The following is a 17,984-nucleotide window of genomic DNA, read 5'->3' as shown; positions in this document are numbered from 1 at the left end:
ACATTCGGCACAGGTGCGAGCGCGTTGGTCTCCTTACGGTGGGAGTAATCACGCGAACTGTCGAGAAGGAGCGCTCGCAATGGCACCGGTACGGATGCATCGCCCGCAGCTGTGGCTGCTCATCCCGCTGGGCTGGGTCATGGTCGGCGTCGTCGGACACTGGCTCGTCATACCGATGGTGCTGGTGACGATCTTCATCGGCGGCGGCCTCGGATTCGGTGGGTGCCGCAGCAAGAGCGACCGGCGCGAGCAGCTTGCGCAGCGCCGGCAGGAGCAGTGGGAGCGTCGCCAAGAGCATGCTCGGCGTCATCAGGAACACTGGGAACGTCACCAGGAACACTTCGAGCGGCATCGTGCCCGCTGGGAGCAGTCGCACGGCTCACGTTCGCAGCACGCTGACGGGGTCGACCTGGCCAAGCACGATGCGGCACCCACGTTGGCCGGGCTCGCCGCAACTGCCCGCATCCCGGCCGACATCCGTGAACGCGCGCAACGGCTCGATCGCGAGTGCACCAGCACGCTGATCTACCTGCGTGAGCACGGCGCACCGGCCGATCAGGTCTTCGAGGTCGAGCAAATCCAGAGCGACTTCGGCCCGCAGGCGCTGCGCTCCTACCTGGCCCTCGCGCCCGGCACCGAGGACACCACCGAGGTCCTCGACGGCAAGACCGGTCACCAGCTCGTCGTCGAGCAGCTGGATCTGCTGCTCGCGCAGGTCGATGCGCAGTTGCACCGCGCCTCGCGGCTCGGCAGCGACGAGTTGCTGGCCAACCACCGCTTCCTGACCGAGAAGTTCGGTCGCGGGGATTCGGAGCTCACCATCTGAGCGACGCGGAAGACGTATGGCGCGACAGCTTCGGGGGTGTCGCGCCATACGTATGCTGCCGCCCGTTTCGCCCGCTCCAGCCCACCGAGTGTGCAGTAGTTGTCTTGAGAGCTGCGCGCTCGCAGCGTCTACTGCCCACTCGCGGACCCGGCCGGCGCGTCCGATCCGGCTACCGCAGCCGTACGGCCAACTGCCCGTTGTCGAGCAGCTTGGTCTCCACGATGTCGTCGTGGCTCTCCACGAACGCCCGGAACGAGGAGAACCCGAGCGACTTCTCCTTGAACGTCGAATCCAGCCGCTGCATCTGGCTCTTCAGGCTGGAGGAGTGCTGCCAGCCGTCGTCGCTCTTCTCGGCGCCGATCCGGGCGGCGCGCAGTAGCAACGCGGTCGCCTGGGCCTGCCTGCTGTTCTTGGCTGACTTGCGACCGGGCGCGGATTTCGTTGTCGGCATGGCCTTTTCGGCAGCTGGCGGCGCCTCGGCCGGAGGCGTGGCGTCCGCGACACCGGGCAGGTCGCCATACGAACTGAAGTCGTCGCATGCCGCGACGAGGGCCCGGCTGGTCGAGCCGGTCACGCCGATGCCGACCACGAACCGGCCCAGTTGCTTGCACCGCTGGGCGAGCGCGATGTAGTCGGAGTCGCCGGCGACGATCACGACGTGCGTGAGGTCGGCGTGCTGGAAGAGATCGTCGACCGCGTCGATCGACAGCCGTATGTCGGCACCGTTCTTGGTGCCCGACGTCGCGAAGAGCTGCACGAGGTCGACGGCCCGGTCGATCAACTGCTGTTTGTATGCCGCGTTCGCCGGCACCGACCAGTCGGCATACGCCCGCGTCAACGCGACGGTGCCGAAGGACGACGCGTAGTCGACGATGGCGCCGAGGTCGACCTCGGCCTCAGCGAGGCGGCGCGACACGTCGCTGTCGGGCTCGCCCGGTGCGTGCTGCCGCGCGTCGTCCTTGCGCCAGCGCCCGGACCCGTGCACGGCGTCATACCGGGAGATCACCACGTTGTCGAAATCGATGTAGACCGCGACCCGTTCGCCACTCATGGGCCGACCCTAGTGCGCCGCCTGCCGGATGTGCCGCCGGTCAGTCCGTCACGGCCGCGACGGCTTCGATCTCCACCAACTGGCCGGGATAGCCGAGCACGGTGACGCCCACGAGAGTGCTGGGTACAGCGTGCACTCCGAACCGCGCCGCGACAATGTCCCAGGCGGAAACCAGATCGGCCCGATCCCGACTCGCCACCAGCACTCGTGTGCTGAGCACATCGGTGAGGGTGGCTCCGGCGGCCGACAACGCGATCGTGAGGTTTTCCAGGCTAGGGCCTGTTACGAAAGTGGTTGGTGTGGTGTCGGCGTGTCTTCACGCATGAGGTGAGGCCTCCCGAGTAACGCGGTTGGTGTCAAAGCAAATCCGCCACTGCGGGAGGCCTCGTGTCCACCATAAACGCAACAGCACGTCATGACCTGACCAATGCGCAGTGGCAGGTGCTGCAGCCGCTGTTACCGGCAGCGCCCCGTCGGGGTCGCCCACGCGCGTACCCGCTGCGAGCACTGGTAAACGGCGTTCGGTACCGGACTCGGGTCGGCTGCCCCTGGCGGGACGTGCCCGATTCGTACGGGCCGTGGTGGCGGGTCTACGCGCTGTTCGCGTGCTGGCAACTGCTGGGCGTGTGGGAGCGCATCGAGACCGCGCTGTTGCAGCAAGCCGAGCAGGCCAACAAGCTGTCCTGGCAGGTCAGTGTGGACTCCACCACTGCTCGGGCGCACGTGCATGCCGCCGGCGCCCGCCGGGACAGCCCGAAACGTGTTGCGGGAGAACCGGATCACCACTGTTTGGGCACGTCCCGGGGAGGCTGGTCGACCAAGACGCACGTGGCGATCGATCGGCATCGTGGCGTGATGGCGTTCGTGCTGACTCCCGGCCAACACGGGGACAGTCCGCAGATGATCACCGTGCTGAACCAGATCCGGGTGCCCCGGCCCGGGTGCGGGCGTCCGCGGACGCGCCCCGACTGGGTACTGGCCGACAAGGCGTACTCCTCCCGTGCCAACCGGTCCTGGCTGGCCGGCCATCACATCCGAGCCACCATCCCGGTGCCTGATGATCAAGCCGGCCACCGGCGCCGCAAAGGAGCCCGCGGCGGCAGACCACCGGCATTCGACAAGGCCAAGTACAAAGACCGCCACGCCGTCGAGTGCGGCATCAACATCCTCAAGCACCATCGGGCATTCGCCACCCGATACGACAAACTCGCCGTCCGCTACGCCGCCACCGTCCGCGTCACCGTCATCGATCACTGGCTCCGACGACTTTCATAACAGGCCCTAATCCGCGTCTGGCCGGCAACATCTCCGACCGCAGCGGTCGAGCCATCGGCACGCAGCGGACAGGCTCCGGCCAAGTGGATCAGGCGTGCACCGGGCGGCGCGCTCGCGGCATAGGCGTACGGCGCGGGAGCGAGCTGCGCGCATCGGATCAGCTGCACCGTCGACGACATGAGTGGAGCGTAGGTGCCACCTCGTCCGGACACCACCGGATATTCGGCCGCCCGGGCATCGGGCAGCCAGCCGCCAGGTGCCGAATCTGCCCCATCCGTAAGGGATTCGCCTTGGAACGGTCACACCTGCGCAAACTCTCCGGCAAGATTCGGTCAAGTGCGGAACCTGGGAGTCCGATACCCACCGGCGCCGGGCCGCCGAGCGCTTCAATGCGAGATGGCCCACCCCTCGCCATACCCCCAAAGGAGTCCACACATGTCTCGTGGTTCGCTCGCCCTCAAAGCCGGCGTCGGAGCAACCGCACTGGCGCTCAGCCTCGTCCCTGCCCTCAGCGCGCACGCGTCGGCGGTCAACTATGTCGCGCTCGGCGACTCCTACTCCTCGGGCGTCGGCGCGGGCGACTACATCCGCAGCAGCGGGTCGTGCGATCGCAGCCCGAACGCCTACTCCGCGTTGTGGGCGGCGCAGCACGACCCCGCGTCATACACCTCAGTCGCCTGCTCGGGCGCCAAGACGACCGACGTCATCGCCAACCAGCTGTCCGCCCTGTCCAGCAGCACCACGCTGGTGAGCATCACCGTCGGAGGCAACGACGAGAACTTCAGCGGCATCATGCAGGACTGCATCCTGGACGGGACCAGCACTTGCGTCAGCGAGATCGACGCCGCCGAGGCCGATGCCCGGGCGAACCTGCCCGGCAAGCTCGCGGCCGTGTATGGCGACATCAGCGCCGACGCCCCGAACGCGCAGGTCGTGGTGATGGGATATCCCGACTTCTACGACCTGGGCAATGACTGCGTCGGCCTCAGCCAGAAGTCCCGCACAGCCATCGACGGTGGCATTGACCTGCTCGACTCGATTATCCAGACCGCCGCGAACCAGGCCGGTTTCACGTATGCCGACGTGCGCTCCGCCTTCAGCGGTCACGAGATCTGCGACAGCGATCGCTGGCTGCATTCGGTGAACGTGCTCGACATCGACGAGTCCTACCACCCGACCGCCGAGGGCCACGCCGACGGCTACCTCCCGGTCTTCGCCGCCAACGCCTGACCGCCCGGCCCCGATCGAGGGGACCCGAGACCGAACGAGCGGACCCACAATCCGGCGTGGATTGCGGGTCCGCTCGATGCGGAAGGGGTCCGCTCGATCAGATCAGCGCGGTGAGCTCATCGCTCGACGTCGCCGGCGATGAACGCCTCGACCTTGGCACGACCCTCGGTGTCCTCGCGCTGTTCCGGCGGGGACTTCATCAGGTAGGCGGCCGGGGAGAGCAGGGGGCCGCCGATGCCGCGGTCCTTGCCGATCTTCGCGGCGCGGATGGCGTCGATGATGATGCCGGCGGAGTTGGGGGAGTCCCAGACCTCGAGCTTGTACTCCAGGTTCAGCGGGACGTCACCGAACGCGCGGCCCTCGAGGCGCACGTAGGCCCACTTGCGGTCGTCCAGCCAGGCGACGTAGTCCGACGGGCCGATGTGCACGTTGCGGTCGTGCACCTTGCCGGAGAGCGGGCCGGTGAGGTTGGAGGTGACGGCCTGGGTCTTGGAGACCTTCTTGGACTCCAGGCGCTCGCGCTCGAGCATGTTCTTGAAGTCCATGTTGCCGCCGACGTTCAGCTGGTAGGTGCGGTCCAGCGTGACGCCGCGGTCCTCGAACAGCTTGGACATGACGCGGTGGGTGATGGTGGCGCCGACCTGGCTCTTGATGTCGTCGCCGATGATCGGCACGCCCGCGTCCTCGAACTTCTTGGCCCACTCGGGGTCGGAGGCGATGAAGACCGGCAGGGCGTTGACGAAAGCGACGCCCGCGTCGATGGCGCACTGGGCGTAGAACTTGTCGGCCTGCTCGGAGCCGACCGGCAGGTAGGAGACGAGTACGTCGACCTGGGCGTTCTTGAGCGCCTGCACGACGTCGACCGGGTCGCTGTCGGACTCGGTGATTGTCTCGGCGTAGTACTTGCCGATGCCGTCGAGGGTGGTGCCGCGCTGCACGATCACGCCGGTCGGCGGGACGTCGGCAATCTTGATGGTGCAGTTCTCCGAGGCGTTGATCGCCTCCGCGAGGTCGAAGCCGACCTTCTTGGCGTCCACGTCGAACGCGGCGACGAACTCGACGTCGCGGACGTGGTACTCGCCGAACGTGACGTGCATCAGGCCGGGCACGGTGCTGTCGGCCGGAGCATCCTTGTAGTACTCAACGCCTTGCACGAGCGAGCTCGCGCAGTTGCCGACGCCGACGATGGCGACGCGAATGGAACCCATTTCCTACTCCTTGTCGGATCTTTCGCTGGGGTCGGAGGGTTGCTCCGGAACATCCCCATCGACCGGCTGAGCGGCGGGTGCCGTCGTGCCGGGGTTGGTGGTGCGGTATGCCGAACGTTCGGTCTCGATCAGCTCGCTGAGCCACCGAACTTCACGCTCGGTCGACTCGAGGCCGTGGCGATGCAGCTCGGCGGTGTACTTGTCGGTGCGCTCGCGGCGCTGGCGGGACTGCTCCCGCGAGGCGTCCAGGCGCTCTTCCAGCCGACTGCGACGGCCTTCCAGGATGCGCAGGCGCACATCGCTGGACGCCCGGCCGAAGAAGGCGAAGTGGACGTCGAAGTTCTCGTCCTCCCACGACGCCGGTCCGGTCTGGGCCATGAGCGTCTGAAACTGCTCCTTGCCCTCCGCGGTCAGCTCGTAGGTGATCTTGCTGCGCTTGCCGGCCAGTCCCGCCGGTCCTGCGTCATCGGACGCGTGGCGCTCGGTGATCCAGCCGCGTTCGACCAGGCCGCGCAGCGCGGGGTAGAGCGAGCCGAACGACACCGCACGGAACGCACCGAGCACACCGGACAGCTGCTTGCGCAGTTCGTATCCGTGCAACGGCTGGTCGTGCAGCAAGCCCAGGATCGCGAGCTCGAGAATGGCGCCGCGTCGTGACATGCGAGCCTCCTCGTGTCTCGGTGTTCACCTGGCTGTTGCCGTGAGCATACCTCATCTGATGTATCGGTTCGATACATCCGCCATGCATAGCGTGTCGGCAGCGAAAGATTCCGGGGTTCACCAGGTCGCCGGTTACGCTGCATCGGTGACGGATGAGCGAGATGTGCCTTCGCGGGGCGGGGCGAGTCGCGGCGGTATGACAAGGCGGACCCGCAACTCAGGTCGCCCGGGCAAGCGGCGCAAGAAGGAACACGGCTTGTTCTTCAAGGTGTTCTGGCGCACGGTGCTGGGCTTCGTGGGGCTCGGCGTGATCTGCTTCGTGGCATTGGTGGTCATCTACCTGCGCACGTCGATCCCGCAGCCGCAGGCCGACGCCGGCAAGCAGTTGTCGATCGTCTACTACAGCGATGGCAAGACCCCGATCGGGCGATTCAGCACCGTCAACCGGCAGGATGTGAAGCTCTCCCAGGTGCCGCTCACGGTGCAGCGGGAGTTCCTCGCCGCGGAGGACCGCAACTTCTACAAGGAGCCGGGCGTGTCGGTGAGCGGCACCCTGCGCGCGGCCTGGAGCACCCTGTCCGGCGGTGAGGAGCAGGGCGGCTCGACCATCACCCAGCAATACGTCAAGAACTACTTCCTCACCCAGGACCGGTCGGTCAAGCGCAAGGTCAAAGAGATCATGATCGCGCTGAAGATCGACCAGAAATACTCCAAGAACGAGATCTTGCAGGACTACCTGAACAACATCTACTTCGGCCGGGGCGCCTACGGCATACAGGCCGCCTCCCAGGCCTACTTCGGTGTCGACATCGAGGACGTCAACCCCAGCCAGGGTGCGTTCCTCGCCTCGGTGATCAACGCGCCGGGCCTCTACGACCCGCAGTACGGCGCGGCCGCGAAGGCGCGCGCGAACGCGCGGATGGCCTACGTGCTGGACGGCATGGTCAAGGAACACTGGATGACGCAGGCCGAGCGCGACAAGCAGCAGATGCCGACCTTCAAGACCTACAACCCCAACGCCGGCGTCGTCACCGGACCGAACGGCTACATCGTCGCGGCAGTCCGCAGCGAGCTGCAGTCCAAGCTGAAGCTGACGCCCGAGGACATCGACCGTGGTGGCCTGCGCATCACGACCACCATCAACAAGAGCTCGCAGCAAGCGGCCGTGTCCGCGGTCGAGGCAAACGTGTCGAGTCAGACCGCGCGACTGGACGCGCTGCGCACGGGCCTGATCGCCGAGCAGCCGGACGGTGCGATCGTGGCGATGTATGGCGGCACCGACATCGCCAAGGAGGCGAGTGCGACGACCAGCGCCGCGTTGCAAGGCGGGTCGAGTTTCAAGGCATTCGCGCTGGCGGCGGCGCTACAGGACGGGATGACGATGCAGACGCAGTTCAGTGGTGCGTCCCCGCTGATCCTCAATCCGAACAGCGCCAAGCCCACGAAGATCTCCAACGACAACGGGGAACAGTTCGGGTCGCTGACGTTGCAGCGGGCCTTCGCGGTGTCGTCCAACACGGCTTTCGTACGGCTGAACCAGGCGCTCGGCACCGGCAAGACCCTGGCGGCGGCACAGCAGCTCGGCATACCGGCCAACGCGTCGAGCATGAACGACCCGTCGGCCACCGACGTACTCGGCTATGCGGCGGTGCACGTGATCGACATGGCCAACGCGTACAACACGATCAGCGCGGAGGGAAAGAAGGCCGATCCGTACTTCATTCGCAAGGTCACCAGCGTCGTCGGGGACTACGGCTACACCGCGCACCCCGCCACCACCCGGGCGCTGCCGAAGGACATCGCGGCCAATCTGGTCAATGGGATGACCGGCCCGCTGCGGGACCCCGAAGGGACCGCCTATTCGACCGCCGGCCAGTTCTCGCGCCCGGCCGCCGGCAAGACCGGCACCTCGAGCAATTACCTCTCCGCGTGGTTCACTGGGTTCACCCCGAACCAGCTGACGGTCTCGGTTGGCATGTATGCCGGGAACGGCACCATCGGCCTGGACAAGGCCACGCACAACTCCTCGTTCTACGGGGGCGACGTGCCGGCCACCATCTGGCTGGATTTCATGAATGCCGCGCTGAAGGGCCAGCCGGTCGCTCAGCTACCACAGACCACCCAGGTGAAGTCCAGCACGACCTACACCCCGGCTTCGTCGTCCACCACGCAGCCGGCCCCGACGAGCACCACGCCGTCGAGCACCCGGTCCGGCACGCCGTCTAGTTCGTCGACGAGCAGTTCGTCATCGTCCTCCTCGTCGCCCTCCAGCACGACTCCCACGACCGAGCCGCCGAGCCACACGTCGACGCCGGCCCCCACTCGGCCGACGAACCCCGTGAAGCCGCCGACGGCCAATCCCGGCGAGCAGGCGTCGTCTGCGGAGCCGCAGCGCACCCCGTGACCCGTGCGCGGTCCTTGCCCGTGGCGCAGCATCGAGGGTTAGGCTCGCGTCCGTGCACGCGACCACTCGCTTGACCGCGCCCAGCCAAGGGGAAGAGCCTGCCGCGCTCGCGACCGAGATCATCGGCGGACCGGTCGGCCGGTTCGCGGCGATCGGCCGGCGCGGGTGGACGTATGTCGCGGCCCTGCTCTCCGCGGCCGCGTCGGTGCTGGTCGCCCTGGATGTCGCGCAGAAGGGGCACTGCGTCGAGGACGGCTGGGGATCGCCGGGCGCACTGTGGCGCGCGTGCTACTCCGATCTGCCGGTTGCTGCCACCGGCTCGCACGGTGGGACGCCGTGGTCTGTGGGCGGCGCCGGGCACAGCCAGCCGGTGCTCACCGCGATGCTGACCTGGGTGGTGCAGCAGTTCACCCCCACCGGTGGCGGCCTCGCAGCACAGCGGATCTACTTCGCACTGGGCGCCGTGATCATCGTGCTGCTGATCGCACTCAGCACGGTCGCGACTGCTTCGATGGCACGCTCGACGCCGTGGCTCGCGGCCCACGTCGCGCTCAGCCCGGTGCTGATCACGGCTGCGCTGGTGTCGTTCGACGTCCTCGGAGTCGCGCTGGCCACCGTGGGTATGGCGTTGTGGGCCCGCAAGCAGCCCCTTGCCGCAGGTGTCCTGCTCGGTGCTGCCGTGATGTCCCGCACCTACCCGCTGGTGATCATTGCCGCGATCGCGATGGTTGCGCTGCGTGACCGGGCACAGGAAGCGCTCGTGCGGATGCTGGCCGGTGTGGCTGCCGCCGTCGTGGTCTGTCTCGGGTTGGCGTATCTGCTGGGTGGTGATCCGCTGGATCCCTACCGGATGTGGTGGCACCAAGCACCCGGATACGGTTCGCTGTCCTACCTGCTCAGCGTCGCCGGGCACCCGCTGCCGGCGATCTCGGCGTCCGTCGTCGCGATCCTGGGCTGGGCCATCGCCGTGCTGCTCGGCCTCTACCTGTCCGGCCGCCCGGCCGAACGCACCCAGGTCGCGCCGCTGGCGCTGACCATGCTGGTGATCGTGCTGCTCACCGGCAAGTCGATGTCGGTGCAGACCTGCGTGTGGGTGCTCCCGCTGCTGGCGCTGTCCGCGATGCGGTGGCGGGATCACCTGATGTGGGCCGGCGCGGAGATCGCCTACTTCGTGATGACCTGGATGTATATCGCCAGTCCGACCAACCCGGCAAAGGCGATGCCGGGCGCGGCATACAGCTTCTTCGTGCTGATCCGGGCGATCGCGTATGTCGGCGTCGCGTGGGCGTCGTGGGAGTCCGCGCGGGACCTGCCGGAGGATCCCGTCGAGGCCTACAGCGAACCGGCTGTTGCGACAGGGGCGGCGGCAGCACTCTCTTCTCGCGAATGACGGCTTCCCCGGCGAGTGACGCCGTGATTGCGCCGTCGCTCGGCGGGGGGCCGTCAGTGGGTGGGCGCTCGATTAACGCCTGGGCGTCGTTCGCGGATAAACTCGCTCCCGGCCCGAGGCTGCTCGCCCGACGTTGTCGGTGCCGGGCGGCATACTCTCCGAAAACACCGCAAGCGGTGCGACCGGGGTGCGGGCCACGCTGCAACCCTCCTGTCACGGAGAGACCGTGACCGCTTGAGACCGAAGGAGGTGGGTTAACGCATGCGTCAGTACGAATTGATGATCATCATCGACCCCGAGCTCGACGAGCGCACCGTCCAGCCCACGTTGGACAAGTTGCTCAAGGTCGTGACCGCCGAAGGCGGCAAGATCGACAACACCGACATCTGGGGTCGTCGCCGTCTTGCCTACGACATCAAGAAGAAGTCCGAGGGCATCTACGCCGTTGTGACGATGACCGCCGAGTCGGCTACCGCCAAGGAGCTCGACCGCCAGCTGTCGCTCAACGAGCAGATCATGCGCACCAAGCTGCTGCGCGTGGACGCCTGAGACTCGCACCAACACCCGAGGGAGCTCAGACATGGCCGCTGGCGACATCCCGATCACTGTGATCGGCAACCTGACCCAGGACCCGGAGCTGCGGTTCACCCCGTCAGGGGCGGCTGTGGCCAACTTCACCGTTGCGTCGACGCCGCGCTACATGGACCGGCAGACCAACGAGTGGAAGGACGGCGAGACGCTCTTCATGCGCTGCTCGATCTGGCGGGAGGCGGCGGAGAACGTCGCCGAGTCGCTGGTTCGCGGGTCGCGTGTGATCGTGTCCGGTCGCCTGAAGTCCCGCTCGTGGGACGACAAGGAGACCGGCCAGAAGCGCACCACCATGGAGCTGGAGGTCGACGAGGTCGGCCCGTCCCTGCGCTATGCCACCGCGAAGGTCAACAAGACCCAGCGTGGCAGCGGTCAGGGCGGTTTCGGCGGCGGCCAGCAGGGCGGCGGCTTCGGCAACGGCAACTCCGGTGGTGGCTACGGCGGCGGACAGCAGTCCGACCCGTGGGCGACCGGTGGCGGTGGCCAGGGCGGCCGGCAGGGCGGGGGCCAGCAGGCTCCGCAGTCCGATGGTGGCCAGGGCGGCTGGAGCACCGGCCCGTCATACGACGAGCCCCCTTTCTAGGACGTCCCGGGGCACCTGAGTAGGCCGAGGCGTTAGCCGTGGCCGTATCGAAGGGCCGGGTGCGTCATACATTCGCAGAACAACCCATCCCGAGTGAAGGCTCGGGCTCTCGGACAACGAAGGAGAGCACCACGATGGCTAAGCCCGTCATTCGCAAGCCCAAGAAGAAGGCCAACCCGCTGAAGCTGGCCAAGGTCGAGACGATCGACTACAAGGACGTCGCGCTGCTGCGCAAGTTCATCAGCGACCGTGGCAAGATCCGCGCCCGTCGGGTCACTGGCGTCTCCGTCCAGGAGCAGCGCCTGATTGCCACCGCGGTCAAGAACGCCCGCGAGATGGCTCTGCTGCCCTACTCGAGCTCCGCGCGCTGAGATCCGCCGAATCGCTGAAAGAAGACAGTTATGAAGATCATCCTGACGCACGAGGTCGCCGGTCTCGGCGCGCCCGGTGACGTGGTCGAGGTCAAGGACGGCTACGCCCGCAACTACCTCCTGCCGCGCAAGCTGGCGACGCCGTGGACCAAGGGCGGCCAGAAGCAGGTCGACGCGATCACCAAGGCCCGCGCTACCCGCGCGGTGCAGTCGCTGGAGCACGCCAAGTCGCTCAAGGGCAACCTCGAAGCCTCGGTCGTGACCCTCGCGGCGCGCGCCGGTGAGAGCGGCCGGCTTTTCGGCGCCGTCACCACCGCCGAGATCGCCGACGCGGTTAAGGCTTCCGGCGCCGGCGAGATCGACCGGCGGACCGTGCAGGTTGCGCAGCCGATCCGCAACGTCGGTAGCCACGAGGTCAGCGTGAAGCTGCACCCCGAGGTGCAGGCAACCGTGAAGCTGGCGGTCGTCGCCGCGAAGTGACGAACGCCTGAGTTCAGCTGCGAGCCGGTCGCCCCCGATGGGGGTGGCCGGCTCGTGGCATGTATGGCGGTCTGGTCCCGGGTGTATCAGGTAACAGTCGCCGGTCGAGCGCGGGGCTTCGGCGGCGATCCTGTCCCGAAGGCTCGACCGTCGAGGGTTAGGGACGCGAGATGGCGCCGATCCCGTCCCGAAGGCTCGACCGTCGAGGGTTAGGGACGCGAAACCGCGCCGGCCCCGCACCCGAAATCCGTGCGTTTCCAGCAACGGTCGCCGGTTTCCGACGCGGCGGCCGCGGCTCAGGCTCCCGTCACCATCCAGCGGTCAGTGCGGGCCCGCAGGGACAGCGCGACCAGCCGAAACACCATGAACCCGTTGAACGTCCACCACAGCACCGCGAGCGCGTGGGTGGCGCCCGTGGCACGCAGCGGACCGGCGTGCAGGTGCACGACCCACAGCACGGGCAGGTATGCCGCGAGCACCACGACCTGCAGCCAGGCGAGCGCCGTGCCGTCTCCGGCCCCGATGAGCACCCCGTCCAGCACGAAGACCAGTCCGGCAACAGGCTGGCCGACGGCCATGACGAGCAACGCCGTCGCGAGCGCACGACGCACGTCGCTGTCCGCGGTGAACAGCACCGGCAGCACGGAGTGGCTCGCCGCCAGCAGCAGCCCGAGCACCACGCCCATCCACCAGCCCCACCACAGCATCAGCCGTGTTGCTGCACGGGTGCCGGGGACGTCGCGTGCGCCGAGCGTGTGCCCGGTGATCGCCTGCGCCGCGATCGCGAGCGCATCGAGGGCGAAAGCGAGGAAGCCGAAGATGGTCAGCGCGACCTGGTGGGCGGCAAGGGGCACGTCGCCGAGTTCGGTCGCGACCCAGGTGGTGGCCAGCATGGCGGCCCGCAACGCGAGGGTGCGCACCAGCAGCGGCATACCAAACCGAGCAGCGGCAAGCACCCGGCCGGGGTGCGGGCGCAGGCTGGTGCCGAGACGGTGAGCGCGGCGCAGCACCACGGTCAGCAGCCCGGCGGCGAGGCCGGTCTGGGCGATCACGGTCCCGAGCGCGGAGCCGGCGATGCCCAGGCCCGCGCCATACACCAGGATGATGTTGAGCAGCAGGTTGACGCCGAAGCCGGCGGTGGCGCCGATCAGCGGTGTGCGGGTGTCCTGGAAGCCGCGCAGGACTCCGGTCGCGGCGAGGATGGCGAGCATTCCGGGTATGCCGAACGCGCTGATCCGCAGGTAGGTGATCGCCTGGTCCGCGACGGCAGCGGACGCGCCGAAGAGGTCGCAGATGGGTGCGGCGAGGAGCGTGACGAGCATGGTGGTCGCGGCACCGAGCACGGCCGAAAGCCAGATGCCGTCCACTCCCGCGGCGATGGCGGCCGAGTCCTCGCCGGCACCGAGGCGGCGCGCGACCAGTGCCGTGGTGCCGTAGGCGAGGAAGACGTAGATGTTGGCGGCGGTGAGTAGCGCCGCGCTTGCGACACCGAGCCCCGCGAGCTGGTCGGTGCCCAGGTGCCCGACGATCGCGGAGTCGCCGAGCAGGAAGAGCGGCTCGGCGACGAGCGCCAGGAAAGCGGGTATGGCGAGGGCGAGGATCTGCCGGTGGACCGCGCGGGGGGTCGCCGGGCCGGATGTGGCGGGAGTGACGGGCACCCGCTCAGAGTAGGGCGGGTTGTCTCGACGCATCAGACGGGTAGGGGTTGCCACGACCGCCCTATGTCTCGTATGATGAGACATATGAATCTCAATATTTGGATGCGGCGAATGGGCAATGTCACGGGTTCCGAATGCTGGCCGCGAGACCCGGCATTCCGCGGCATTCCGCGGATTATCACGGAATGATTACGGGGACGTGATGATCGCGAGGACACGACCGCACGCACAGGTCCAGAAGCGGTTGTCCACAGATTTGCTGGATCAACTTTGGTGCGGCGCGCGGGTAGGCCATAGTCGATGACCGTGCCACCGGCGATCGGGGAGTCGGACGCACAGGAGCAGGTGGGGCGGTCACGCCCCGGGGCAACGTCGCCCGGCTCGCATGTATCAGAGCAGTTCCGTCATCGAAGGGTCCCTGGATTCATGGGTTCGTACTCCCCGCGCCATCTGCAGCGTGAGTCGAAAGTTCTGAGCAAACTCGGACGCCGCGGCGCTGCTGTCGCAGCTGCTGGAGCGGTGGTCGTTCCGGTGGCCGGCATGGAGAGCGCGTCGGCTGCCCCCGGCTCGGCTGTTCCTGCTGCTGTTCACGCCACTGTCGGCCACGTCGCCGCGGTCGGCACGCTGGCCACCTCGGTTCGCGTCGGGCCGACCCTTCGCTACGGCTCGACCGGGGCTGCCGTGAAGGTGCTCCAGAAGAAGCTCGGCGGGCTGACCACCGACGGGATCTTCGGATCAAAGACTCGCTCGAAGGTCTGGTCCTTCCAGCGTTCGCACCACCTGGCAGTCGACGGCATCGTCGGACGCGCCACCTGGACCGCCCTGGGCGGCTACCCGGCAGCCACGCCGGCCCCGACGCCGACTCCCAAGAAGTCGCAATCCAGGATCGTCAGCATCGCGATGGGCCTGCGCGGGGTCCCCTACGTCTACGGTGGCGCATCGCCCTCGGGCTTCGACTGCTCGGGCTTCACGTCCTACGTCTATCGCCGCGCGGGCATCAGCATCCCGCGCACCGCGTCCGCGCAGGCGGCGCGCTCGACCCGGGTGTCCTCGCCGAAGCCTGGCGACCTGGTGTTCTGGGGCTACCCGGCATACCACGTGGCGATCTACATCGGCGGCGGCAAGATCGTCGCTGCGCGGCACCCCGGCACCGTCGTCGGCGTGCAGAACCTCTGGGGCATCCACTACTTCGGCCGCATCTGAGCGTGCCGCCCGGGCAGGAGCCCTCGTCGACCTCGCGTCGACGAGGGCTCATGTGCGTCCAGGGGGGTGCTCCGTGGGGTATGGCGGCCGGCGGCTGGTGCCGGGCCGGACGACCCGACCTGGCGATGGTGGACGCCCGTCCTGGTCGGCCGCCCGAGTCGGGCCACAACCGGCGGCCCCTGTCGTCTCGCATCGTGAGATTTCTTGGTAAAGATTTCAATTCGGCGTGTCGTTCGAACGCAGTGAATGGCAGTGCTGTTATTTGCGGCGGCTCTTCGTTGCGGCATCGTTGGAATTGCAACAATGCTCCACGTGCGGGTCTCTTGCACCTCTAAGTCACATGCGTCACACAGGCAACAGAGGCCACGGCGGGCTGCTAGACCCTCAGATTTCGCGTCTTTCACAGGCGCTCACACCCCGGCATAGTGCTTTCTCGTGCAGCGCCTTCTTCGGGGAAGGAGTAAGGCGACATCGGGGGATGACACGGCACACGTGTCATTCCCCTGCGCGTGTATCCGGACCGGACGAGTACCGAGAGGGTCAGATGACCACGATTACTACTCCTAGACATCGCAAACCCCGGCCTGGCCTCTCGGCCAAGGTCGCCCCCGCGATCACCTCCCGCAAGGGGCTCGTGGTGAGCGGAACGCTGCTCAGCGTCCCCGCGACCGCAATGAGCCTGGTGCAGGCCGCACCGTCCTTCGCTGACCCGGGCACTGGGTCAGCGGGCGCGGCCGGCCACGGACGTACGGCGGCCGCTTCGGGCGGCATACGTACGGCGGCCACGGCGGGCGTTACCTACCTCAGTTATGGGTCGACCGGCAGCCTCGTGATGGTCGCGCAGCAGCGGCTGGGCGGGCTGCAGGTGGATGGCATCTTCGGTCCCCTGACGCTGGCGCGGGTGAAGGCATTCCAGAGCAGCAAGGGGCTGGTGCCGGACGGCATCATCGGTCCACTCACCTGGAACGCTCTCGGCGGCTATCCCGGAGGCGGAACGAGCCCCACTCCGCCGAAGCCGTCGCCGCCCTCCTGCACGGTGCAGGTGCTGCGCTACGGGTCGACCGGCGCCAACGTCCAGGTCGCGCAGCAGCGCCTGGGTGGCCTGGCCACGGACGGCATCTTCGGCGTCGACACGCTGGCGCGGGTGAAGGCGTTCCAGGGCAGCAAGGGTCTTTCGGTCGATGGCATCATCGGCCCGCTGACCTGGGCAGCTCTGGGCGGTTACCCGTGCGGCACGTCCGGTGGCGGCGGCAATCCGACCCCGCCGCCATCCAATAACCAGGGCGTCAACGCTGTTGTCTCGATCGCGGAGAAGTACCTCGGCATCCCGTATGTCTGGGGCGGCTCCTCCCCGTCGCAGGGTTTCGACTGTTCGGGGCTCACGTCATACGTCTACCGGCAGGCGGGCATCTACATCCCGCGCACGGCCAGCGCGCAGCAGGCGTACATGCGGTCAACCTGGAACCCGCAGCCGGGTGACCTGGTCTTCTTCGGCTACCCGGCCTATCACGTCGGCATCTATGTCAGTCCCGGCATGATGATCGCTGCGCCGAGGCCCGGCCAGGTGGTGCAGGAGCAGGCTATTTGGACGACGCCGTCCAGTTACGGCACCATGCGCTGACCTCCAGCGTCCGGTCCCACGCGCGGCCACGGTCACCCTCGGGTGACCGTGGCCGTTGCGGTTGACGGCCGAAACCGCCGCTGACGGTGCAGCAGCGGCGTCAGCGGCCGTTTCGAGCGTCAGCGAGCGCTTCGACCGTCAACCGGCGGTGACTCGGCGGTGGGATGGCTGGCCGGGCCGGTGCCGGTCGGGACAGTGCCGTGTCGTGGCCAGCAGGCCCGAGTGGACACTTACTTGGCAAGTACGGCTCCTGGCGGCGAAGCGGCACCCGGTGACTGGCTGGCCGAGTAGTGCGGGGGTGCGAGGCGCACCTGGTTGCTGGCCGAGTAGCTCGGGGGAGCGAAGCGGAGGAGGGTGTAGCGAGGCGCACCCGTTGCCTTCCTGTGGACAACAGATTGTCGGTGTCCCGGGTGGCGGATGATGTGAGGGAGGCGGGTATGGCGCTGTCCACAACTTCTTGACGAAGTCTTGACGGTTTCGGCCCGTGCCATGCAACGTGGTTAGTCGATAATCACCAAACACCCAGGCGTCACCCAGGGAGGGCGGATCATGCGCACGAGTCGAGTGATCGGTGCGGTTATGGCCGCGGTGAGCGTCGGGGGCGTGGCGGGGTGTAGCAGCGGGTCGGGACACCAGGCTGCGGGTGCGTCGACGGCTGCCACGACGTCGGTGGCGGTGCGCGTGACGCCTGCCCCCACCTCGTCCGGGTCGACGAGCAGCGGCGTGGCCGCATCGTCGGCTCTGCCGACGACATCGAGCGGCACCACAGCCGGTGCTGCCGGTGCTCCTGGTGTTCCCGAGCCGGCGAGGCAGCACACCAAGGCCGGAGCGATTGCGTTTGCTGAGCACTACATCGGCCTCATTAACTCGGTGGGTCAAGAGCCGAAGGTTGGAGTTCTTGAACCACTTGCGCTGGCGTCCTGCAAATCGTGCGACAATTTTGAAGGAACAATCAAGTATTTCGTCGCGCACAAGCAAAGATTTGATGGTCCGCAGTACAAGATCAAGAAATCAAATGTCACCGGGTATTCTGAGATTGCGACGTTCATTCGTGTGGAAGCTTCTGAACCCGCAGTAAGCATAGTGGCTGCATCCGGTTCGAATGTCAAACGATACCCGGAAGTTCTCAAGAGCGTATCCATTTTTAGATTGGACTGGCGCTCCGGGTGGCGGGTTGTGACGATCCAGGGGGAGTCATGATTGTTGCGGTTCCCGTGAGTGCGTTTACCCCGTTCGCCGTTGTGCGGACTGTCGATTCTGTTGCTGGATCCTGCCGCGGAGACGACTGCAAGGTCGGGGGAGACGGCGCAACGGTTGGCCTGTCGCAAGAAGAGACTGCTCACCTTCCGAAGGAGGGTAAGGCCACTGTGGAGGAGGGTGGTAAGAGTGAGGTGAGAATGGTGCCGTTTGAGTATAGTGTGCCGCCGTCGTGTGGG

The 17,984-nt window shown here is 67.3% G+C and carries 16 protein-coding genes and 1 pseudogene; 12 read left to right on the top strand and 5 right to left on the bottom strand.

Going from position 1 to position 17,984, the window contains the following annotated elements:
• The first annotated feature begins 79 nt into the window (after nt 1-79).
• On the top strand, nt 80-826 hold the full coding sequence (locus tag EFY87_RS16085; RefSeq protein ID WP_123272518.1) for a hypothetical protein: 747 nt from the start codon (nt 80-82) through the stop codon (nt 824-826).
• A gap of 169 nt (nt 827-995) precedes the next feature.
• Here the strand turns inward: EFY87_RS16085 and EFY87_RS16080 are convergent, their stop codons facing one another.
• On the bottom strand, nt 996-1,877 hold the full coding sequence (locus EFY87_RS16080; RefSeq protein ID WP_123272517.1) for an NYN domain-containing protein: 882 nt from the start codon (nt 1,875-1,877) through the stop codon (nt 996-998).
• 40 nt (nt 1,878-1,917) lie between these two features.
• Nucleotides 1,918-2,148 (bottom strand): annotated as a pseudogene (locus tag EFY87_RS16075) (RidA family protein); the annotation flags it as partial.
• Nucleotides 2,149-2,264: 116 nt separating this feature from the next.
• Between EFY87_RS16075 and EFY87_RS16070 the strand changes: the two are divergent.
• Nucleotides 2,265-3,152 carry an IS5 family transposase gene (locus EFY87_RS16070; RefSeq protein WP_123272515.1) on the top strand — a complete coding sequence of 296 codons (888 nt, stop codon included), beginning with the start codon at nt 2,265-2,267 and terminating at the stop codon, nt 3,150-3,152.
• 435 nt (nt 3,153-3,587) lie between these two features.
• Nucleotides 3,588-4,382 (top strand): SGNH/GDSL hydrolase family protein, encoded by a 795-nt coding sequence (locus tag EFY87_RS16060; RefSeq protein ID WP_123272514.1) that lies wholly within the window; start codon nt 3,588-3,590, stop codon nt 4,380-4,382.
• 116 nt (nt 4,383-4,498) lie between these two features.
• On the opposite strand, the gene EFY87_RS16055 is transcribed toward EFY87_RS16060, so the two are convergent.
• Nucleotides 4,499-5,590, bottom strand: coding sequence for an inositol-3-phosphate synthase (locus EFY87_RS16055; protein ID WP_123272513.1), 1,092 nt, complete (start codon nt 5,588-5,590; stop codon nt 4,499-4,501).
• Nucleotides 5,591-5,593: 3 nt separating this feature from the next.
• Entirely contained in the window at nt 5,594-6,250 is a 657-nt protein-coding gene (locus EFY87_RS16050; RefSeq protein WP_123272512.1) for a PadR family transcriptional regulator, read from the bottom strand.
• Between the two features lie 145 nt (nt 6,251-6,395).
• Here EFY87_RS16050 and EFY87_RS16045 point away from each other — a divergent pair, with 145 nt between their 5' ends.
• The 6 genes from EFY87_RS16045 to rplI all read left to right on the top strand — a co-directional run bounded on the left by EFY87_RS16045 (nt 6,396) and on the right by rplI (nt 12,066).
• The gene (locus EFY87_RS16045) at nt 6,396-8,654 is read left to right on the top strand and encodes a transglycosylase domain-containing protein (RefSeq protein WP_158607678.1); all 2,259 of its coding nucleotides are present in this window, start codon (nt 6,396-6,398) and stop codon (nt 8,652-8,654) included.
• A gap of 52 nt (nt 8,655-8,706) precedes the next feature.
• Nucleotides 8,707-10,044 (top strand): glycosyltransferase 87 family protein, encoded by a 1,338-nt coding sequence (locus EFY87_RS16040; protein WP_123272510.1) that lies wholly within the window; start codon nt 8,707-8,709, stop codon nt 10,042-10,044.
• A 261-nt stretch (nt 10,045-10,305) separates the two neighbouring features.
• Nucleotides 10,306-10,593: a 30S ribosomal protein S6 gene (gene rpsF / locus EFY87_RS16035; protein ID WP_123272509.1), complete on the top strand. Its 288-nt coding sequence runs from the start codon at nt 10,306-10,308 to the stop codon at nt 10,591-10,593.
• Between the two features lie 31 nt (nt 10,594-10,624).
• Nucleotides 10,625-11,215, top strand: a complete 591-nt coding sequence (locus tag EFY87_RS16030; protein ID WP_123272508.1) for a single-stranded DNA-binding protein — start codon at nt 10,625-10,627, stop codon at nt 11,213-11,215.
• Nucleotides 11,216-11,349: 134 nt separating this feature from the next.
• Complete coding sequence (gene rpsR, locus EFY87_RS16025; protein ID WP_123272507.1) at nt 11,350-11,586, top strand: 30S ribosomal protein S18; 237 nt, start codon at nt 11,350-11,352, stop codon at nt 11,584-11,586.
• Between the two features lie 30 nt (nt 11,587-11,616).
• On the top strand, nt 11,617-12,066 hold the full coding sequence (gene rplI / locus EFY87_RS16020; RefSeq protein ID WP_123272506.1) for a 50S ribosomal protein L9: 450 nt from the start codon (nt 11,617-11,619) through the stop codon (nt 12,064-12,066).
• Between the two features lie 296 nt (nt 12,067-12,362).
• Here rplI and EFY87_RS16015 read toward each other — a convergent pair whose 3' ends face one another.
• Nucleotides 12,363-13,724, bottom strand: a complete 1,362-nt coding sequence (locus EFY87_RS16015) for an MATE family efflux transporter (RefSeq protein WP_245988702.1) — start codon at nt 13,722-13,724, stop codon at nt 12,363-12,365.
• Between the two features lie 426 nt (nt 13,725-14,150).
• Here EFY87_RS16015 and EFY87_RS16010 point away from each other — a divergent pair, with 426 nt between their 5' ends.
• The 3 genes from EFY87_RS16010 to EFY87_RS20095 all read left to right on the top strand — a co-directional run bounded on the left by EFY87_RS16010 (nt 14,151) and on the right by EFY87_RS20095 (nt 17,748).
• Entirely contained in the window at nt 14,151-14,927 is a 777-nt protein-coding gene (locus EFY87_RS16010) for a C40 family peptidase (protein ID WP_158607677.1), read from the top strand.
• A 544-nt stretch (nt 14,928-15,471) separates the two neighbouring features.
• The gene (locus EFY87_RS21205) at nt 15,472-16,548 is read left to right on the top strand and encodes a C40 family peptidase (RefSeq protein ID WP_158607676.1); all 1,077 of its coding nucleotides are present in this window, start codon (nt 15,472-15,474) and stop codon (nt 16,546-16,548) included.
• Between the two features lie 723 nt (nt 16,549-17,271).
• Entirely contained in the window at nt 17,272-17,748 is a 477-nt protein-coding gene (locus tag EFY87_RS20095) for a hypothetical protein (RefSeq protein ID WP_148043376.1), read from the top strand.
• Nucleotides 17,749-17,984 lie beyond the last annotated feature (236 nt).

The organism is Flexivirga caeni, assembly GCF_003724155.1.
In the GTDB taxonomy this organism is placed as follows: domain Bacteria; phylum Actinomycetota; class Actinomycetes; order Actinomycetales; family Dermatophilaceae; genus Flexivirga; species Flexivirga caeni.
The sequence above is the reverse complement of the archived record's forward strand: the minus strand, read 5'-3'. Positions and strand labels throughout refer to the sequence as shown.

Coding starts and splice junctions, on each gene's coding strand:
- EFY87_RS21205 (WP_158607676.1), top strand. CDS start 15,472: ATGACCACGATTACTACTCCTAGACATCGCAAACCCCGGCCTGGCCTC.
- EFY87_RS16030 (WP_123272508.1), top strand. CDS start 10,625: ATGGCCGCTGGCGACATCCCGATCACTGTGATCGGCAACCTGACCCAG.
- EFY87_RS16080 (WP_123272517.1), bottom strand. CDS start 1,877: ATGAGTGGCGAACGGGTCGCGGTCTACATCGATTTCGACAACGTGGTG.
- rplI (WP_123272506.1), top strand. CDS start 11,617: ATGAAGATCATCCTGACGCACGAGGTCGCCGGTCTCGGCGCGCCCGGT.
- EFY87_RS16085 (WP_123272518.1), top strand. CDS start 80: ATGGCACCGGTACGGATGCATCGCCCGCAGCTGTGGCTGCTCATCCCG.
- EFY87_RS16060 (WP_123272514.1), top strand. CDS start 3,588: ATGTCTCGTGGTTCGCTCGCCCTCAAAGCCGGCGTCGGAGCAACCGCA.
- EFY87_RS16055 (WP_123272513.1), bottom strand. CDS start 5,590: ATGGGTTCCATTCGCGTCGCCATCGTCGGCGTCGGCAACTGCGCGAGC.
- rpsR (WP_123272507.1), top strand. CDS start 11,350: ATGGCTAAGCCCGTCATTCGCAAGCCCAAGAAGAAGGCCAACCCGCTG.
- EFY87_RS16010 (WP_158607677.1), top strand. CDS start 14,151: ATGGGTTCGTACTCCCCGCGCCATCTGCAGCGTGAGTCGAAAGTTCTG.
- rpsF (WP_123272509.1), top strand. CDS start 10,306: ATGCGTCAGTACGAATTGATGATCATCATCGACCCCGAGCTCGACGAG.
- EFY87_RS16050 (WP_123272512.1), bottom strand. CDS start 6,250: ATGTCACGACGCGGCGCCATTCTCGAGCTCGCGATCCTGGGCTTGCTG.